The sequence below is a fragment of the Streptomyces sp. NPDC005803 genome, assembly GCF_040630435.1.
Taxonomy (GTDB): Bacteria; Actinomycetota; Actinomycetes; order Streptomycetales; family Streptomycetaceae; genus Streptomyces.
The window spans coordinates 608,120-625,567 of sequence record NZ_JBEXXO010000001.1; the positions used below are offsets into that span (position 1 = coordinate 608,120).

17 protein-coding genes and 1 pseudogene are annotated in these 17,448 nt (G+C 67.3%); 11 read left to right on the forward strand and 7 right to left on the reverse strand.

The window, feature by feature from the left end:
* Nucleotides 1–120: 120 nt before the first annotated feature.
* The 3 genes and pseudogenes from ABZ454_RS02510 to ABZ454_RS02520 all read left to right on the forward strand — a co-directional run.
* A pseudogene (locus ABZ454_RS02510) lies at nucleotides 121–258 on the forward strand (response regulator); the annotation flags it as partial.
* 47 nt (nucleotides 259–305) lie between these two features.
* Nucleotides 306–620 (forward strand): hypothetical protein, encoded by a 315-nt coding sequence (locus ABZ454_RS02515; protein WP_359535716.1) that lies wholly within the window; start codon nucleotides 306–308, stop codon nucleotides 618–620.
* Nucleotides 621–751: 131 nt separating this feature from the next.
* Nucleotides 752–1,006, forward strand: a complete 255-nt coding sequence (locus ABZ454_RS02520) for a hypothetical protein (RefSeq protein WP_359535717.1) — start codon at nucleotides 752–754, stop codon at nucleotides 1,004–1,006.
* A 141-nt stretch (nucleotides 1,007–1,147) separates the two neighbouring features.
* Here the strand turns inward: ABZ454_RS02520 and ABZ454_RS02525 are convergent, their stop codons facing one another.
* The 5 genes from ABZ454_RS02525 to ABZ454_RS02545 all read right to left on the reverse strand — a co-directional run bounded on the left by ABZ454_RS02525 (nucleotide 1,148) and on the right by ABZ454_RS02545 (nucleotide 10,647).
* Entirely contained in the window at nucleotides 1,148–1,573 is a 426-nt protein-coding gene (locus ABZ454_RS02525) for a PIN domain-containing protein (RefSeq protein ID WP_359535718.1), read from the reverse strand.
* On the reverse strand, nucleotides 1,570–1,848 hold the full coding sequence (locus ABZ454_RS02530) for a CopG family transcriptional regulator (protein ID WP_173314244.1): 279 nt from the start codon (nucleotides 1,846–1,848) through the stop codon (nucleotides 1,570–1,572). The genes ABZ454_RS02525 and ABZ454_RS02530 overlap by 4 nt, the downstream gene beginning before the upstream one ends.
* 67 nt (nucleotides 1,849–1,915) lie before the next feature.
* Nucleotides 1,916–2,821 (reverse strand): phosphorothioated DNA-binding restriction endonuclease, encoded by a 906-nt coding sequence (locus tag ABZ454_RS02535; RefSeq protein WP_359535719.1) that lies wholly within the window; start codon nucleotides 2,819–2,821, stop codon nucleotides 1,916–1,918.
* A 94-nt stretch (nucleotides 2,822–2,915) separates the two neighbouring features.
* Nucleotides 2,916–5,126 carry a helicase-associated domain-containing protein gene (locus tag ABZ454_RS02540; protein WP_359535720.1) on the reverse strand — a complete coding sequence of 737 codons (2,211 nt, stop codon included), beginning with the start codon at nucleotides 5,124–5,126 and terminating at the stop codon, nucleotides 2,916–2,918.
* 700 nt (nucleotides 5,127–5,826) lie between these two features.
* Nucleotides 5,827–10,647, reverse strand: a complete 4,821-nt coding sequence (locus ABZ454_RS02545; RefSeq protein WP_359535721.1) for a hypothetical protein — start codon at nucleotides 10,645–10,647, stop codon at nucleotides 5,827–5,829.
* A 187-nt stretch (nucleotides 10,648–10,834) separates the two neighbouring features.
* Between ABZ454_RS02545 and ABZ454_RS02550 the strand changes: the two genes are divergently transcribed.
* Nucleotides 10,835–11,371, forward strand: a complete 537-nt coding sequence (locus tag ABZ454_RS02550) for a hypothetical protein (RefSeq protein ID WP_359535722.1) — start codon at nucleotides 10,835–10,837, stop codon at nucleotides 11,369–11,371.
* A 137-nt stretch (nucleotides 11,372–11,508) separates the two neighbouring features.
* Nucleotides 11,509–12,072, forward strand: coding sequence for an HD domain-containing protein (locus tag ABZ454_RS02555; protein WP_359535723.1), 564 nt, complete (start codon nucleotides 11,509–11,511; stop codon nucleotides 12,070–12,072).
* On the opposite strand, the gene ABZ454_RS02560 is transcribed toward ABZ454_RS02555, so the two are convergent.
* The gene (locus ABZ454_RS02560; protein WP_209470000.1) at nucleotides 12,060–12,527 is read right to left on the reverse strand and encodes an NUDIX domain-containing protein; all 468 of its coding nucleotides are present in this window, start codon (nucleotides 12,525–12,527) and stop codon (nucleotides 12,060–12,062) included. The two genes, ABZ454_RS02555 and ABZ454_RS02560, sit on opposite strands and share 13 nt — an antisense overlap.
* Nucleotides 12,514–13,287, reverse strand: a complete 774-nt coding sequence (locus ABZ454_RS02565) for an XRE family transcriptional regulator (protein ID WP_359535724.1) — start codon at nucleotides 13,285–13,287, stop codon at nucleotides 12,514–12,516. Before ABZ454_RS02565 ends, ABZ454_RS02560 begins: the two co-directional genes overlap by 14 nt.
* A gap of 97 nt (nucleotides 13,288–13,384) precedes the next feature.
* Between ABZ454_RS02565 and ABZ454_RS02570 the strand changes: the two genes are divergently transcribed.
* From ABZ454_RS02570 to ABZ454_RS02595, 6 genes are all read left to right on the forward strand, one after another.
* Entirely contained in the window at nucleotides 13,385–14,077 is a 693-nt protein-coding gene (locus ABZ454_RS02570; RefSeq protein ID WP_359535725.1) for a haloacid dehalogenase-like hydrolase, read from the forward strand.
* Between the two features lie 108 nt (nucleotides 14,078–14,185).
* Nucleotides 14,186–15,088, forward strand: a complete 903-nt coding sequence (locus ABZ454_RS02575) for a radical SAM protein (protein ID WP_359535726.1) — start codon at nucleotides 14,186–14,188, stop codon at nucleotides 15,086–15,088.
* On the forward strand, nucleotides 15,081–15,722 hold the full coding sequence (locus ABZ454_RS02580) for a hypothetical protein (protein ID WP_359535727.1): 642 nt from the start codon (nucleotides 15,081–15,083) through the stop codon (nucleotides 15,720–15,722). Before ABZ454_RS02575 ends, ABZ454_RS02580 begins: the two co-directional genes overlap by 8 nt.
* Entirely contained in the window at nucleotides 15,640–16,293 is a 654-nt protein-coding gene (locus ABZ454_RS02585) for a class I SAM-dependent methyltransferase (RefSeq protein ID WP_359535728.1), read from the forward strand. Before ABZ454_RS02580 ends, ABZ454_RS02585 begins: the two co-directional genes overlap by 83 nt.
* Nucleotides 16,294–16,313: 20 nt before the next feature.
* A complete protein-coding gene (locus ABZ454_RS02590) occupies nucleotides 16,314–16,907 on the forward strand; it encodes a class IV adenylate cyclase (RefSeq protein WP_359535729.1) in 594 nt (197 codons plus the stop codon).
* A gap of 16 nt (nucleotides 16,908–16,923) precedes the next feature.
* Nucleotides 16,924–17,295: a hypothetical protein gene (locus ABZ454_RS02595; RefSeq protein WP_359535730.1), complete on the forward strand. Its 372-nt coding sequence runs from the start codon at nucleotides 16,924–16,926 to the stop codon at nucleotides 17,293–17,295.
* The last annotated feature ends 153 nt before the right edge of the window (nucleotides 17,296–17,448 follow it).

Sequence of the window (17,448 nt, forward strand, 5' to 3'; positions counted from 1 at the left end):
CGGAACGGCTCAGGGGAGGGGGCGCACGACGGTGACGGTCGCCGAGGGCGCCCGGGATCAGGGCGAAGGCGGAGGGAGCACGGTGGAGGCGGCCGGGACCGGGAACGGGACCGGACAGGCCGGTCGTCGCGGCCCGACCTCATCGTGCTCGACGTGATGATGCCGCACGTCGACGGACTCGACGTCTGCCGCGTCCTGCACGCCGAGTCGCAGGTGCCCATCCTGCTCCTCACCGCACGCAGCACCGAGGAGGACCTGCCGCAGGGCTCGCAGGGCTCGCAGGGCTCGCAGGGTTCGGGGACCGGGTGGCGAGCTTTCGTCTGCGCGTGCTCGGGGTGCTCCTGCTGGTGGCGATGGCCGCGACCGCGGCGACCGCGTGGCTCACGCTCCGGCAGGCCGACAGTCAGGTGCGGGAATCCGCCAAGGCAGGCCGCCAGGAGGTGTCCCGCATCCTCGACAGGCGGACGGCGTACGGCTACGCGCACGGCACCTGGGACGGCGTCGCTCCCACCGTGCGCTCCCTGTCGGCGGCCACGGGGCAGCGCATCCGCGTCACGACGGAGACGGACGTCCTCGTCGCCGACTCCGACGTGCTCGCCGGTGACCGCCGCATGAGGTGAGCGGTCAGCCGCCGGTACTGGCCGACGCCCGCCCCCAGCTCCTCGGGCGGCCCAGTCCCGCCACGATGCATGCCCTGGCCGGGCTGATGAAGGATTGCACAATGCCTCAGGCTCGTAGGTCGGCCCCAGCCATGCGCCCCACCGGCGTGGGGCAGAGGGCATGCGTCGGGTGCGCCACCGGTCGGGACATCACCGAATGGCAACGCATCGGGAGCGCGCTCGGCTCAGCAGAGCTGTCCCCGAAGAAGCGGCCGGACGCTGTGGACGCCCTGGTGGCCATCACAGCCGCCCGACACGGCAGTGCCGTGGTCTTCACCAGGGATCCGGCGGACCTCGCCGCCTATCTGAAGGCACTCGCCCAGGACGTGCACGTGGTGCAGATCTGAGCACCGGTCAGCAGTTGGTCAACGCCGAAGGGGCCGCCAGGAGGAGGCAGTCCGTGCGTGCGTCGCCTGCCCCTCGTGCCCAGCGCGCACCCGCGCCTTCGCGGGCCTTGATGGCAATACAGAACTGAGACCGGAGGCCGGTCATGCCTTCTTGACGACGATCGACTCCGGAACCAACCTCTCCAGGTCGTCCACATCCGAGGTGAAGACGGTGACCTGCCCCTTCTGCCGGCGCGCGATGACGGCGAGTATCGCGTCGATCGCGTACTTGTGGCCGTGCAGATCGGCATCCGCCAGCAGGCGGCGGGCCTGGCGGGCCTCGTCCTTCCCGATGTCAGCGACTTCGAGCCGGGAGAGTACCCAGTCCCAGCGCTGCTCGGTGGTTCTGCCGTCGTACGCCTCGACCAGCGTCATCGGAGACGTGACCACCTCGGCTTCACCCCGGGCTGCGAGGTCGAGCCACGCGATCATCTTCCGGTCGCCGCGTACGGCCAGGGACAGGGCTTCGCAGTCGAGTACGAAGACGCGTAGCGGCCGCTGCCCGGGTTCGCCGGACCGCTTCCTCACGCGGCTTCTCCGGCGCCGTGCGTTCCGGTGGCGCGTCGGCGCTCATGCTCGGCGTCGAGGCCCTCCAACTCCTCGAACGCTGTGGTGCGCTCTTCCTCGGTGAGAGGACCGTGTTCCTCCTGCAGCCAGTCCGACAGCTCCCGCAGCCGGTCCCGGTCGCGCTTGAAGCGCAGCGCCTCGGCGACATACGCCGACATCCCCCGTTCTGCCGCCTCCGCACGGATCTCGTCCAGGAGATCCTCGGGAATCGTCACCGTTACCTTCTTCGTTGCCATACAAGCGACCATACTCTTGGTATCACTCTCCTTACCAGTGCAATTCTCGTGACCGCCAGGTCGGCGGTCAGACGGTCGTGGCGGGACGTGGGCTGCCGTAGAAGACCTGGCTGGTGTGCCAGGAACGGTGGGCGGCGGCGATGGGGCGGACGCCCGGCTGGGGGCCGATGAGCGGACGGCCGGCGAGCGTGATGACGTGCTCGCGGGCGGCGGTGCTGTGGCCGACGAAGCTCTGCGAGACCAGGATGCGGTGGCCCTGGCCATGGCCTTCGCCGAGACCGAGTACGCCTTTGTCGAACAGCTTGTGGTGGAGCGAGCACAGGCACAGCCCGTTCTCGACGTCGTCCGGTCCGTCGAACGCCCACCAGCGCACATGGGCGGCCTCAAGCCCGACCGGCACCGCGCCGATCCTGCCGTCGTACCCGCAGAAGGCGCACTGGTACTCGTACGCCGTCAGGACCATCTCCCGCATCCGCCGGTCCCGCTGCCTGCGCGCGGCCGAGAGCAGTGCGGTCTCGGCCTCCTCCAGCTCCAGGCCGACGGCTTCGCACAGCTCGCCGTGGAGGGAGGGCGGGAAGTTCAGATCGAGCAGCACCCGTGTCATCCGGCCGAGAAGAGACGGCTCCCGCCGCAGTGCCGCCCTTAGCTCCGGCGTCAGCCGCCCAGCGGCGCCGGATGCGCGCAGTTCCCTGACCCCGGTCCCGGGGCTGCCCGGCCCGCGCTCGGTGCGCACCTCCCACACGCCGTCACTCACCAAGTGATGGAAGGGATAGGCGGGCGTCGTCCGGTTACCAGGACCGTATTCGGCGAGCAGTCCCCGCAGGTCCTCCTCCACGGCGCTGTACCGCAGCTCGTCATCGGCGTCCTGCTGGAACCGGCTGAGCGCGTACAGGAACAGTAACGGCTTGTGCGGAGCCCGCGTCCCGCTCCTCGTCCACTGCCTCAACTGTGCGGTGCGCTCGACCCAGTCCATGGTCGGCGATCGTAGTGGCGGCTCGTCGCAGCGCTTGGTCGTGGGGCATCGCCGCAGTGGCCTGCCGAACACCGAGCCACGACGCGGATCCCGGCTACCCGGGCATGACGCCGTGGATGCGGGAGAGGGTGAAGACCCGTTCGTCGTCGCGCAGGTGGCACCACGCATACAAGTAGGGCGGGTCGAGCACGAGCTCGCTGAGGGTACGTACGGTCCGGTTGCCCGAGGCGGCGACGTACTCGACCGTGATGGCTGTGCCGGCGTCGATGGCATGGGCGAGCTGGCGGACATCGCTGTACGCCAGGTTCTTCGCGCATCCGGCGACGATCTCCTCGGTGTCCGTGCCGTAGGGGACCCCGGTGCCGGACGGGTCGGGAGCCGGAAGTATCGGCGGGGCGGCCCGCAGCCTGGCGGCCAGCGTGCTCAGGCCGACTGTCACCGGAGTCACCGTCGGTACGGAACGCCGCCGCTGGCCTGGGAGTGGGGGCGGGACCGGTGCGGCGGCACGTCGGCGCCTGGTCTTTTCGACGCGTGCGGTTCCGTCGGCCCTCTCGGCAACGGGGGCGTAGCCGGCGGCCCGGAGCGTGGCGAGGGTCTTGTCGAGTGGGGTCCGGCTGACCAGCACGGTCGGTGCCAGCAAGCGCAGGCCGAGGGCGGCGAGCTTTCTGTGCGTGACGAGTTCGGCGAGGAGAGCGGGTTCTTCGCCGTGGATCACACAGGCAGCGGGGGTGATGCGCACACGGCCGTGAGTGCGTGCGGAGTCGTTGATCAGGTACGACAGCGACTGGGGGAGGGCGCCGACCGCGACGGCGCTCAGGTCTGCCGCGATGGCATCCGCCGTGCGGCCCGTGTCCAGGGCACGGCGAACGGTTGTGGGGCTGAACCGCCACACCGATGCCGTGCCACCGACTTCCTTGTCAGCGACGGTGTCCAGTAGTGCGGCGAGGCGGGCGGACGGTGTGCCGGTGACGACGGCGGTGAGGTCCGCGCCGAAACGGGCTGCCCTGGTGGCCGTCGGCAGCAGCCGCTCACAGGCGGCGGCCAGCGCTTCGGCGTCGTCGGTCCGCAGAGCGGCACCGATGGGGGACAGGGCGCCGCGGGCGACGACCCCGAGCAGTTCCGCTTCCCGGATCGCGGTGGCGAAAGGCGTGGTGTCCTGGGGGAGCTGCTCGGCGAGCGGGCGATGCCAGGCGACCAGCGGCCCCAGTTCCGCGGGGCTGTGCACTCCCCGGTCCGCCGGGAGCTGCGCCGCGGCGGCGAGGAGCCCCTCCCGGGCCTGTAGACAGCCGCCGCAGGGCGGTGTTCCGGCGAGCGCGGGCAGCGCCTTGCCGTCCTCGCCGCGCGCCTGCGTCGGAGTCAGAGGAAGCGTCCGCCAGGCGTGGAGAAGCGCGGTGAGCTGCTCCGCCGGTTCTCGTTCCGCCCAGGTGTCGTATCCGTCCGTTGCCGCGACCTGGTCGCCGTCCCGGGCCAGCAGCCCGGCGTCGTACGCCGTCTCCAGAACAAGGCGTACGACGATGCCGTCGCACTGTGCCGCCTTGCTGATCCGGGACAACTCACGTGCTCCGACCCCGCCGGACTTCAGCAGGACCGGCGGAGCCGCGGAGCACGTCGCCAGAACCGACGCGGCATGTGCAGCGAACGCCGTGGCGGCGGCCGCCGCCTCCCGGTCCACTTCCGCCGAGGTGACGGACACCGTCCGCACGACGGGCGGGACGGGCTCGAAGGGGGCGCGCCAGCCGGCTCCGCGCAGTGCGAGCGCCACCTCGGCGGGCATGCGTGTGGATCCGTACCCGGAGTGCCGGTCCTGGACCAGCAGTCCCCGCTCCAGCGCCCATCGCACATTCGGCTCGGAGTCGGCCGGCGGGGTCCTGAACATGAGGAAATGCGCCTGTGATTGAGCCTGTTCACCCCGGTGAGAGGCTCGCCGCTCAAGCAGATTCCGGGTGGACGAAGGTGCCGAAGCGATCACCGCGGCCACCCGCTCCGGATCGCTGTGGTGTTCCAGGAGGGCCGTCAGCCGATGCTTCTTGGTGGTGCCGGGTGACGGGATGCCCAGGGCCACCAGCATGCGGCGCAGTTCCTCGGAGGTCGTGTCCGCCAGTAGCCGGGTGAGCGGGGCGTCCAGCCCCAGCGGCGAGTCCCACGCCTGCGGCAACGGCGCCGCCATGCGCAGCAGCCCTTCGCCGTCCGGCCAGACGAGTGCGCGGTCGGCCAGCGCCTCCAAGGCCGCGCCCAGCCGGCGAGCGCTCTCCGTTCCGGTCACATCCACCAGATCGGCCAGGGCGGCACATGGAACGGGCCCCAATGCCGCCAGTGTCTCGGCTACCTGCAGGTGTGGCAGCGCGAGTCCGGTCAACACCGGGGCCACCGACGCCGGGCGCTGAAGGCGGTCCGCGAGTTCGCCGAACGATCGTGGTTCCGGCGGGGACACGGCATCCGGGCGAGCTGCCAGGACCCGCTCAAGCCGGTCGACTTCCAGATCACTCAGCCACGCGGCCAGAGTTGATCCACTGGGCTTGCCGATGGGGACACCTCACAAAGACGAGTGCCGGTGGTCTCCGACCGGAATCGGTCCTGCACAGACCCAGAATGGCGGATCGCGGGGGACGCTTGCGTCTGAGTCGGCAGAAACCCGCTTCTGAGTGAAGGAGCTGTTCTGTGACTCGGTCCGGCGACGGCAGGTCGGCGGAATGAAATGTCTCTCATGTCGGAAGTAAATGAGACTAGAACTAAGATCATCAACGTCGAAGGCCCCCGCAGCAAGCTGCGGGGGCCTTCGACGTATTGCCCGGTGAGAGCAATGGCGGAGGATACGAGATTCGAACTCGTGAGGGGTTGCCCCCAACACGCTTTCCAAATGTTCGCCTGGGGGTTCGGCAGGGGCCGGAGGCGTCCTGACCTGGGGTGCAGTACATCGGGGTTTGCGTTCTGGACCATGCTGGACGGCCGTGAATGAGACCAAAATTGAGACCCGCAGAGAACCGCGCTCTACCTGTAACGCGAAGCTAGGGTAGATCCACGTCGAACCCTTGTTTGGTCGGGGTAGTCCCAAAGCCGAGGGCCTCCACGGCGAGCTTGAGCTTTCCTCTCCCCTTCTCTCTACGGAACTGGTTGTAAGCGTCGATCCCAAAGAGGGTCTGCAGCGCCTGACCCAACTCAAGCGACGTCAGGTGGCGTTCTTCCCCGCGTGCCCGTTTCAGCAGGTCGAGAATGGCACTTTGGAAGTCCTCGGGTTTGCCACGACCACGCTGGCGGGCGGCGAGAGACCGCAACACTGCGGGATCTACCCGATAGGGCAAAGGAGCGGGCGGAGTAGGCGCAGCAGGCTCGGCCTCCGAACTGTCCAGCCGAGATTCGGACTCCGACTCGGGAGTCGGCGCCATGTTCGCGGGCGCAGGGACCGAGAGGACGAAGGGACTCGACGTGCCCAACGAGGTGGATGCCTTGGGCTGCTCCGCGTTGATCAGCGCATCAGGCGTCTCGCCGGGATACGTGGGTTCCCAGGCGCGCAGTCCCTCGTAACTGAATCCTAGGTAGAACTCCACGGACTCGTTGACGCCACTTGTCTGCCGGAACCGGTTCCGGGGAGTGAAGAAGGCGGACAACTGACCGCCGGTGATCCTCAGCCGCCCGGACTGGGGACTCTTGATCTCCTCAATGATCCCGCTGACGCGTACCAGCTCGTGCGGGTGACTCCAGAAGGCGGACAACCCGTGCCGCTGCCGGCCCATTTCGCTAAAGTGCACCAACGGATGCTGGCGTGCGTTGACGCCGAGCCACTCGAAGCTCCACTGCCTGCGGTGCTGCCGGCTTAAGCGCTTGCATTCCTCCAGGTAATAGCGAATGCGCTCTTCATCCTGCGCGTCACCGCGCCGCCAGATGAGGAAGTGCATGATGTAGAGGTAGTAGTTCGCGTCGAGACTGTTGCGTTCGGAGGCGAACCACGCGAGCCGCTCAAGGGCGTGGGTTTCGGAGTACTCGGGGAGCCTGCGGTAGGACTGGAACCACAACCGCAGGTCGGCGTCGGCGGCCCGGCCGCTGATGACTGCCCCTTCGGTCATTTCGGAGACGGTCCGCGTGTGCTCCTCACTCATCTGCGACCAGTCCCGCCCGGCCTTCGCGTACAGGGTCCGGGCGATAGCCAGGTCCACCTCGGGGTGGTCGCTGCGGCGACGCAACTCCTGCCACTGCTCTACCAGCCGCTCAACGTCTCCGTAGAGCGCGGTCAGCCGCTGATCGAGCTTTCGGTAGTACTGGCCCTCGGCGTTGATGTTGCGGAGGCTGTCGAGTAGTTCCTCGGCCCGCCCGATCTGTTCGGTCACCCATAGGGCTGTGGGGTCGTCGCTTTCCATGAACTCCGCGAGGCTCTCCTCGCCCGAGGCTTGCCGGAGGCGTTCCACGACGGTCGCGATGAGCTGGATGGGGGTGGACCAGGTGTAGTCAGTATTTTTGTACTTGCCGGCGTCGGTGAAGGCTTCCATCGCACGGTCGAATAGCGACTCGACGGACCCGAGCAGCTGTTCTGGCGTCGGGCGTTCGGCCTCGCGGAGCATCTGGTTTAGCTTGTTCTCGATCCAGAACCGACGGACCATCCCCAGGGTATGGAGATGGGTGGCGTCTCGCCCGTGGGACTTCTCCACGGCCTTGAGGACGAAGCTCTCAGCCCGTTGGAAGTCCGCCTTTACCTTGTAGATGTCGTAGCGGCCCCGGTGGTTCCAGAAGTGCGCGTTGTTCGGGCACTGGGTGGTGAGCACCTCGAACACCTCCGCGCCGGCCTCCACCGACATAGCCTCGATGAGCTCTGAGAAGTTGTCTGGCTTTCCGTTCGTGGACGAATTGGTGCGCCTGATGAACAGCTCGCTCAACAGGTGCTCGGTGGTCCAGTTCTCGGCACCGAGCAGGGCGGTCGTCTTCCTGATGAAGTCCACCGAGATGTTGCCGAGGCCGTACTGCTCGCCGTCTACCTCGCCCATCAGGACGTGCTCCGCGATGAGGGGGTGCAGCAGCCTTAGCGCACCGCGCTCCGTCACGACCAGGTGACGAAGGTCCGGCCCGAGGAGCTCGCTCAGCTCGGCATCGGTCAGAGGTGAGTAGAGCGGGCGTTCGCGTCCCAGCCAGGTCTCGACCATAACGATCGGCAGGCCGAGTTCCTGGCCGTAGCGGGTGAGCAGTGCCAGATGGCGGGCGAGTTCTCTCTGCGCCCGGGTGAGCCTGGCGAAATGGTTGTGGACATACGAGGCAATGCCTTCGAACTGCTCCTCGTACACACACAGGCCGAAGAAGAATGGCGAGAGCTTCTGCGCGGGCACGACATCGGTGGCTCCCTCGGCCAGGCCATCCAGGAGCCGACGTGCCCGATCCGTGTCCGCGCGCTTCTTGAAGGCTTTGAGGAAGCGTTCGCGTTCCGGGCCGTCAAGCGGGTCGAGCAGTCTATGCCCGGTCGCGCTGTCACCCGTGTTCGTACGGTTCACCCATAGCAGCACGGCCCGGGTGTTCCTCTGTGCCAGGGAGTGGAACAGTTCATCGAGATCGTAGTCCGGAAGTATCGCCGACTCCGCGACCACGAGCGCGGGATGTCCGGTCTCCTGGTAGATCTCGTCGATGCGATCGGCCGTGGTCTCTGAGTAGTTGCGTAGTAGCACGGTCGGGTAGGTGCGGTGCAGGTTCCAGGCCACGCGACGGGACAACGTGGTGCCGCCGGCTCCCGGGGAATGACGGAGACGGACGGTGGCAAGCTGGTGGTCGCTGAGACGCTGGGTGATTTCCTTCCATAGGTTGGGGAAGGCGTCCCGCTGGATGTCGACAGGTACTTCCAGTTCCTGCCACGTGGGCGGTCGGCCGCGCCAAAACTCGTCCGTCAGCTGTTGGGCGGATTCACCGCCGGACAGGATCTCGGAGTGCAGTACCTCCAAGTCGACCGAAAGCCGGTGCAAGTCAGCCCAGTTGAGCGTCCAGCGTTGGCCGGTCAGGCTGGGCAACGAAGGCGCCGAGACGCCCCCGCCCGGCGGCAGCGACTCGGCGACGACGGTGAGGAACGCGTCGATGTCGATCCCGTTGATGGCGGGGGCCTGCGCCAGGTCGAGGCGTTCGGCAATGCCGTCGTACTTCTCGTCGATGTAGTCGATCACACGGTCGAGTTCCTGGTCACGCTGCCTGGAGCGCAGGACCAAGACGGCCGCGGACTGGTGCGGGGTACCGGCGTGGGTCTCGTCGACCAACTGCCTTGTTCGCTGCAGGTAGCCGCGTCGGCGCCACTGGTCGTCGGAGTCAGTAGTCGGCTCGTCGTGGGTCGTCCAGCCGTTCGCCATTAGCCAGTTCGTCGCGTTGTCAGGCGGGACCGGCCAGCGGTTGCTACCGAAGACACTGACGTGCCGCCGTTCCGCGAGGTCCGGCAAGACAACACTGGACAGGCCGTTGCCATCGCTATTCGGATCGAGGTCGATCACCGTCGCCCAGCCGCAGTGCGCGAGCGCGGCCAGTTCAGGTCTGGCAGCCACGCAGTCGGCGACGAGAAAGAGGTCCATCGCCCCGTGAGCCTGCCGGAACGGTTTCCAGCGACGCAGGGCTTCCTGCGCGGTGACCGGGGTGGCACTAGCGCTGGTGGCCAGACCGACGGTGTCGATCCGGTCCTCTTTCACAACGTTGACCCACACCTCTGGGTGACGTTCGCGCAGGAGAAGGCGGGCTGCCCAGCCCGCACTGGCCAGGGCGGCGCGACGCTGGGACATGTCGTCGAGCGGCTTCGCGGCCCAGTTGAGACCGGCGGCGATCCGGGCCATAAGCATCTGCTGCCGCCAGACGTCCACCCGCTTCTGCTCGCGGGCGGTCAGTACGCTCTCAGTCTCGCTGCGGATTCGACGCAGCAGGTTGACGAGCCCAGAGTCGTTGAAGTCCAGCTCGACGGGGACGGTCAGGCCCTCGTCGTCAAGCCTGGCGAGCAGGGGGAGCACCCGGCCACTGGTGGACGCGCCCAGCCCGAATAGCAGCGCGGACAGCTCCAGGTACGCGTGGTCGTACAGGAGCGGTGTGGGCGTGTCCCAGTGGATGTCGATCAGCCAGTACGTGAGCTCCCTGGTCAGGCGGGAACCCTGGACCAGGACATTGCGCAAGTGCAGGTCGCCGTGGGTCGGACCGCGGAAACACGCCAGGTCGTGATTGGACATGCCTAGGTCAAGGTCGAGCAGGACGAGAGGATTTGGCAGGAGCTCGCCTTCGTGGCGGAAGACGCGGCCTGTCCCATGGAGTTGGTCGAACACTTCGCGGACGCGGGCGCCGCGCTGATCGTCCGGGAAGTCGCGGCCAAGCCATTCACGCAGCACTGTCCCAATGGTGCCCTGGTAGTTCGGCGGCCCCGCGACGGCAAGTTGGGCGCTCAGCAGGTCTCGTGAGGCCCGGGCAAGGATTTCCTCGCGGTCCTCAGCATCGACATGGTCGGCCGAGCGCAGCCGGGCGAGGCTGAACCCTGCGATGTCGTAGACATCGATGCTAGTGCCGGGTCCCTGGAGCGACTGAACCAGTTGCGGGACGCGTGTGTGACCGAACTTGCCGAGGCTCGTGGTGAACGAGTTGTGTGCCTTGGCCTGGGGCCGTCCGGTGGAGAATCCGGCCTTTAGGATGTACTGGCCGTCCAGGACGCCGTCAGTGTCGCTGCCCGATGTGTGACCGATGTCGCACAGCATCACCCGGGCATCGGTGTAACCGCCCGCGAGCGACTTCACGATCTCCACGGAGCTGGTGCTCGGTAAGTGATTCCGCAGCAGTGCCAGTCCAGATTCCAACAAGTCGCGGCCGGGTCCCCCGTCGCTCTTCGCCGAGTCGCGGTTCATGCCCGAAGGCTACAGTTGTGGACCACGAAGCAGACCGAAATTTGCAGTATCGGTTGCAGCGGGCGCTCCCAGAGGAATGTCCCCTCACTACCCTCTCTGTGCGAGGCGTTGTGGCGTCGGACCGGGATAGCGGGGGCGAGACGTCGGGTAGGTCCTAAATGAGTGGCTACGGCATAGGGAGTCGTTGGTGGGGGCACTAATCGCTGCGGTCATCGGTGTGTGCGGGACGCTCTGCGCGACGTGGCTGACCCAGCGCAGTGGAGAGCGGGCGCTGGTCGCGGAGCGACGGAACACCGAGCGGCTGCGTCAGCTTGAGGAGAACGCGCGTAGCAAGGAGCGTGCCTTGGACCTGCGTCGTGCGAACTACATAGCCCTGAACCAGGCCGCGCGCCGCTACTTCGGTGCGCTCAGCGACGAACTTCACCGGCTGCCGTCCCACCGGACTGTGCCGGATGCGCAGCCCGCCGAGCTGGACGAGGTGCGCGTCCAATACCGGTCTTGTTACGCGGAGGCGCAGATGGTCGTGCCCGACACCGCTCTAAACGTCGCCTCGGCCGTTAACCGCGAGCTGAATCAGGCGTATGGGATGCTCAAGCGCCTACAGGGCCCCACGCCGCGGGATCAGGACGGCCCACAGCAGATCCGAGCCCATCTGGATGCCGCCCGTAAGCTCCTGCACGACCTGCGTCAGGAAATGCGCCTCGACCTCGGAATCACGCACTGAGCAATGCTCAACACCTTCAAGCGATCACTCGGGAAGGCATGCCCTACTCCCGAGATGGCATGGAGGCGGCGGAGCGGAGGGCCGGGCATCTGTGGGGCTGAGACTGTGTCGGTCTGTGCCTGGGCAAGTACCAGTCCATGAGCGGAGAAATGGCGAAGTGGGCGTGTTCGGTGGCCGAGGAGGAGCTGCGTGAGTCCCTTCCTCGTCGATGGATGCACTCGCAAGGGGTCGCGCGGCGCGCGGCCCAACTGGCTGAACTCCTGGGGGCCGACGCGGACCTGCTGGCTTCTGCCGCCGTGCTTCACGACGTGGGCTACGCACCGCGGCTGGCAGCGACAGGCTTTCATCCGCTTGATGGTGCCCGGTTTCTCCGTGATGAGCATGCTGCGGATGAGCCGCTGGTGCGGTTGGTGGCGAACCACTCGTTCGCATTGCTGGAGGCTGAGGAGCGCGGGCTGCGGGGCGATCTTGAAGCCGAATTTCCGCCGTTCGACGACCACCGGCTCGTGGATGCCTTGGTGTATTGCGACATGACGACGACGCCTGACGGGAAGGGCACGTCTGTCGAGGATCGGCTGGAGGAGATCACGGAGCGCTACGGTGCAGACAGCCTGGTGGGGCGGTTCATCCGTCGCGCATCGCCGGACATCCTCGCGGCCGTGAGCCGGGTGGAGGCGGCCTTGGCGGCTCAGCCCAGGTAGGGGTAGGTGCCGGCCAGGTAGTCGCCGATCTGCTGCCGCATGCTCGGGTGAATGTCGTACTGGTCCAGGTCGCTCGGCTGGACGTAGCGGACGCCGTCGGCCTCGTCGTTGATTGTGGGCTCCCCACCCACTGGTCGGCCGATGTAGGTGTTCTCGTACTGCTGGCGGATCTCGCCGTCGGTGTAGGCCACGATGTGGTTCGGGTTCGTGTAGACCCCTAGGAAGCCCGTGACCTCGGCAATGATTCCGGTCTCTTCCAGGCATTCACGCACGGCGCACTGGGCCGCAGTCTCGCCGATGTCCTGGGCTCCTCCGGGCAGGGCCCATTGGCCAGTGTCCCGGCGGCGCTGAAGCAGTATGGCGCCGTTGTCGTCGACGACAAGGAGGTTGTTGGCGGGAATGAGCGTGTTCGCCTTGGGGGCCTTGGGGTCGTTGTAGTACTCAGTCCTGCCCATGCGGCGAGGGCCCCTCCTGGTCTGGTGTCCAGGGCCGTGCGGTGGCCCAGACAGCTTCGAAACTCTGAGCGTAGTTGTCGAACCAGCCTGCTGTGTCTGCTCTGCGGAGATGGAGGAGGGGGTTGGCGCTGGCCGGCTGGCCCCAGACGTGCGGGTTGATCAGAAGATCATCGTCGTAGCGGAACATGGAGGTGTAGAGCGTGGTGTCGTGCAGCCTCACCTCACAGCCAGCCTCGGACAACAAGGGCCGGTAGTAGGTCAGGGAGGCACGGATCTTGGCGGCGAGCGTGTCGCCGATTCCCTCTTCGCGGCCCCGGATCGCTGCGGCCCGGCCCTTCGAGTCGCCGAAGCAGAGCCGCACTCGCACCCCGGTTGATGCGCGTTCGGCGAGCATCTTGGCGACGTGCGGGTTGGACTGGGCGAAGAAGGTGCCGGAGAAGACGAGGACGCTGATCTGCTCCTGGGCGCCCTTGAGCAGCGACAGCCATGTGTCTCGCGGGACGCTCGCTCGGTTCTGGTAGGTCCCGACCAGCTCCTGCCCTGAACCTGCGAGTTGCTGCGGCGTGCTCGGCGCCGGTGCGGGCCAGAGGAACAGTTCCTCGACCCGTAAGTGCCTGGCGACGCGAAAGCGGTGGCGAGGATGGGGAACGCGCCCGCCGAGCCACCGGCCAACGGTCTTGGGGTCCACCTCGCAGACTTCGGCGAGTGATTCAGGTGGGATGCCGCGCTGGGCGAGCACGGAGTGCAATCGCTCGTTCACAGGCGCCATACAAGCCGAGACGGTCAGGAGCGGCAAGGACGTTTCGGGACGTTCCCCAGAAGGAAGGGGCCATGACCGGTGTATTTACGCTGGATGCATGGAGCTCATCGTCCTGTGGGACATCGACCACACCCTGATCGAGAACGCCGGGGTCAGCAAGGAGATCTACGCCGCCGCCTTCACGGACCTGGCGGGAGCGGCGCCCGCGGGGCCGGCGCGGACGGAAGGGCGTACGGACCGGCTGATCATGCGCGACATGTTCGAGCGGAACGGCCTGGCCGAGCCGGACTGGGCAGCGGTCGAGAAGGCGCTTGCCGAGGAGGGGGAGGCGCGTCTCCAGGACCTCAGCCGCCGGGGGACAGCCCTGCCCGGTGTGCGAGAAGTCCTGAAGGAGGTTTTCGTACGCAGCAGTTGGGTGTCGTCGGTGCTCACCGGCAATATCGCGGACAACGCCCGCGTGAAGGTCGCGGCCTTCGGCCTTGATCCCCTTCTCGACCTGGCAGTTGGCGCTTACGGGGCCGATGCCCTCCAACGCCCCGACCTGGTCGCTGTCGCCCGCGAGCGTGCCCAGCGGCTGCGGGGCGCCCCGGATGGCGTGCCCGTCGTGCTCGTCGGAGACACTCCGAGGGACGTGGAGGCCGCACTCGTCACGGGTTCCGAGATCATCGCGGTCGCCTCCGGCGTCCACAGCACCGAAGAGCTGGAAGCCGCCGGTGCCCGTACGGTCCTGCCCGATCTGACGGACACCGGCCGTGTACTCGGGATTCTGGAGGCGCTCTCCGCACGCTGAAAACGTCCCAGGACGTCCTCGGAGCGTCCCGATACGCGGTGACGAGGTCCGTACCTGTCCCGCCAATATCAGGTCTCCCACCAGGCAAGCGCCTCGAAGGAGACCCTCGTGATCAGCGAAGTCACCGGGATCCGCAGGATCCGGATGCTGTACCTGCAGCTGCTCTACCGCTGCAACTTCGAATGCCTGCACTGCTTCCACGGCAAACGGCTCCAGCACGCCGACGCCTTCACCACGGACGAGGCGGCCAACCTCCTCACGCTGATGCGCGACGAGTACGGCACCGAGGCTGTCACCCTGCTGGGCGGCGAGCCGTTCGTCTACCGAGACCTCGCCCAGGTCGTCCGGTACGCCAAGCGGGACCTGGGCATGCAGGTCGAGATCTGCACCAACGGCTACCGGATCGAGCGCCGGCTGACCGAGATCGCCCCCGACCTGGACCTGCTCCGGGTGTCGCTGGAGGGCATCGGTACGACCAACGACAAGATCCGGAAGTTCGGAAGCTACCGCAGCGCCCTGAGCGCCCTCGAAATCGCCCAGCAGCTCGGCGTCCGCGCTGGCGCGACCATGACGGTCACCTCACGCAACATCGACGAGGTCCTGTCGCTCGCCCGCACACTGCAGCACTACGGGGTGGAGCAGCTGAAACTCCACTGCCTCCGGCCGGTCGGCAACGCAGCCGATCACCCCGAGCTCCTCGTCAACGGCGGCACGGCCTACACCCGCCTCCGGGAGCGCCTGGCCTCGGCCAAGCTGGACATCGAGGTGATCCTCGACGAGGACCTGTCCGAGCTCGGTGCGCCGGACGCCTGCCTCCCCGCCGGGGGCCCTGTGGAGATCGAGCGGATCGAAGCCGACCCGCGCGGCGCGCTCACCATGTCCTGCAAGGCCGTCGGCAAGGACTCGCACGCCTTCTGGTACGACAAGCTCACCGACCACATCGACCACCGGCCCTCCGCCACCGACGAACTCACCCTGGCGGTGCCGGACGTGGTGTACGGACGTGTCTGACCCGGCATCGTTCGAGAGCGTCGAAGGGCTCCGCGGCACCGGCAAATCGACGCTCGCCCCCATGCTCGCGGCCGCCCGTGGCGCGGTACTGGTCCCGACCGTGCCACCCGCCTACCAGGTACTGCGGCAGGAGGTCGACCGGCTGGGAAACGTAGAGGCGCGCATGTGCTTCTACCTCTCGGCCCTGTTCACCGCCACCGATCAGATCCAGCGGTACCTGTCCGCCGGCATCCCGGTCGTCGTCGAAAGCTACTTCGCACGCTGTCTGGCCAACCACCGCGCTTTCGGAGCCAACCTCTCCGTGTCCCTGCCGCCGGGCATCCCGCGTCCCGTCACCTACTACCTCGTCTGTGCGGAGGACGAGCGTCAGCGCCGACTCGCCAGGCGAGACAAGCCTGTCTCGCGTTGGGACGCCCTTGCCGAGATCACCGCAGACAAGATCACCGACGCCTACGCCTCGTTCCCGATGCACCGCGTGAACACCACCGGCCTCACCCCCGACGAGGTACTCCGAGCCGTCCTGAGCACCCACCCGCAAGGAGAGCAAGCCAGTGCAGACACCCAGCATGTGGCGGCACACCCTCACCTTCTTCCCTCAGTTCCTCGCCGCGCTGAAGGAGCGTACGGAGCCTGACTCCACCGTGACGGTCATCGGCGCGAGCGACGGCAGACTCGTCGTACCCCTGGCCGCGGCCGGCTACCGGGTCGTCGCTATCGAGCGCGACCCGCTCGCCCTCCACGGCGGCGAGGTCCAACTCCCGGGTGGCAGAACCGGTCACGCGATGGGAATGATCGAGCGGATGAAGCAGGAAGGGCTTCACGACCGTGTCCAGGTCGTGGAGGAGGACTTCCTCGCCTCCGAACCCGTCACCGCCCCCTGTGATGCCGTCTGGACGAGCTGCTCGTGGCATTACAGTGCCAACCACCACCGGCCGTTGGGCGAGTTCGTCGACCGCATGCAGCGCCTGGTCCGGCCCGGCGGTCTGTTCGGCGCGGAGTTCATGATGCCCCTCACGCAACGCCACCACGTGCTGGAGCACTACACATCCCCTGAGAAGCTGCGGCGTTACTTCATCGGGGACTGGGACGTCCTGCTCACACTGCGGACCAACGAGTTCACCGAGCAGGCGCACGTCGGACAGCTGCAGGACCACAACCACCGCATGGGCCTTCTCCTCGCAGCCCGCGCGTCCACCCCCTCCTAGAGCTACGGAAAGAAGGACATATGAAGCACGAGTACGAGGCCAAGTTCCTCGCCGTCGACGTCGCCGGCCTCCAGGCCAAACTGACGGCGCTCGGAGCCGTCCAGGCGTTTGAGCGCACCCTCCTCACCCGGAAGATCTTCGAGAACGACGCACTCGAAGGCGGTGCCTGGGTCCGCCTGAGGGACGAGGCCACCCGCTCCACGCTCACGCTGAAGCAGGTCACCGACTCCACGACGATCGACGGCACCACCGAGATCGAGACCGAGGTGTCCGACCTGCACGCCATGGCCGAGATCCTCCGCACCATCGGCCTGCGCGAAGTCCGCTACCAGGAGAACTACCGCGAGGAGTGGCGCCTGGGCGAAGTCGCCTTCGACTTCGACACCTGGCCGGACCTCCCCACCTTCGTCGAGATCGAGGGACCCGACGAGGCATCGGTCCGCCAGGCAGCCGCCCTGCTCGACCTCGACTACTCCGAGGCACGATTCGGCAGCGTCGACGAGATCTACAAGAGCGAGGCCGGCAGGGACATCCTGGCCGAGCCCACGCTCCTCTTCGCCGACGCCGACGCCGACAAGCAGGCTTCGGCCAGGGCAGCTGTCCCGAGCGAGTGATCTTGGGGACCGAGCTGTGTTGATAGAACTGGCCGTGACGCCTCGGGTCATACCCGGCATCGCCGAGTTCGCCCGCGGCGGTCTGCCTGCCGCAGCAGACACCGACGACGGCAATACGTGGACTGACGGCATCTGCTGGCTCTACTGCGGCCAGCGATGGACCCGTGTTCTATGGATCGGCCCGGTGACTGTGGCGGGTGCCCAGGCAGCGATGTTCGCCTGCGGCCCGTGCATCCGCGTCTTGCAGGAGCAGGTCTGGCAGTCCCTCCTCCTTCACGACGAACCGACTCGCCCGCCACCTGTGAGCACGGCTTCTGCAACCGAGCAGCCTGAGGGGCGCCGCGTTGGAAAGCATCGCGCGCGGGGCGGCATGTTCCGTCGGGAGTGAGGCCGAGAACGGACAGTGGGCGCATCAGCGGCTGGGCCGGTCACCACGCGTGGTGACCGGCCCCCCCCCGGATAAAAAGGCGCAAAAAAAAAAGGGAGCGCGACGGGTAGGGGAATAGTGTTAAGGGGGTTTGGTTAATGAAAGTGGGGGGCG

Coding starts and splice junctions, on each gene's coding strand:
- ABZ454_RS02520 (WP_359535717.1), top strand. CDS start 752: ATGCGCCCCACCGGCGTGGGGCAGAGGGCATGCGTCGGGTGCGCCACC.
- ABZ454_RS02560 (WP_209470000.1), bottom strand. CDS start 12,527: ATGGGCAGGACTGAGTACTACAACGACCCCAAGGCCCCCAAGGCGAAC.
- ABZ454_RS02535 (WP_359535719.1), bottom strand. CDS start 2,821: ATGGACTGGGTCGAGCGCACCGCACAGTTGAGGCAGTGGACGAGGAGC.
- ABZ454_RS02530 (WP_173314244.1), bottom strand. CDS start 1,848: ATGGCAACGAAGAAGGTAACGGTGACGATTCCCGAGGATCTCCTGGAC.
- ABZ454_RS02570 (WP_359535725.1), top strand. CDS start 13,385: ATGGAGCTCATCGTCCTGTGGGACATCGACCACACCCTGATCGAGAAC.
- ABZ454_RS02545 (WP_359535721.1), bottom strand. CDS start 10,647: ATGAACCGCGACTCGGCGAAGAGCGACGGGGGACCCGGCCGCGACTTG.
- ABZ454_RS02555 (WP_359535723.1), top strand. CDS start 11,509: ATGAGCGGAGAAATGGCGAAGTGGGCGTGTTCGGTGGCCGAGGAGGAG.
- ABZ454_RS02590 (WP_359535729.1), top strand. CDS start 16,314: ATGAAGCACGAGTACGAGGCCAAGTTCCTCGCCGTCGACGTCGCCGGC.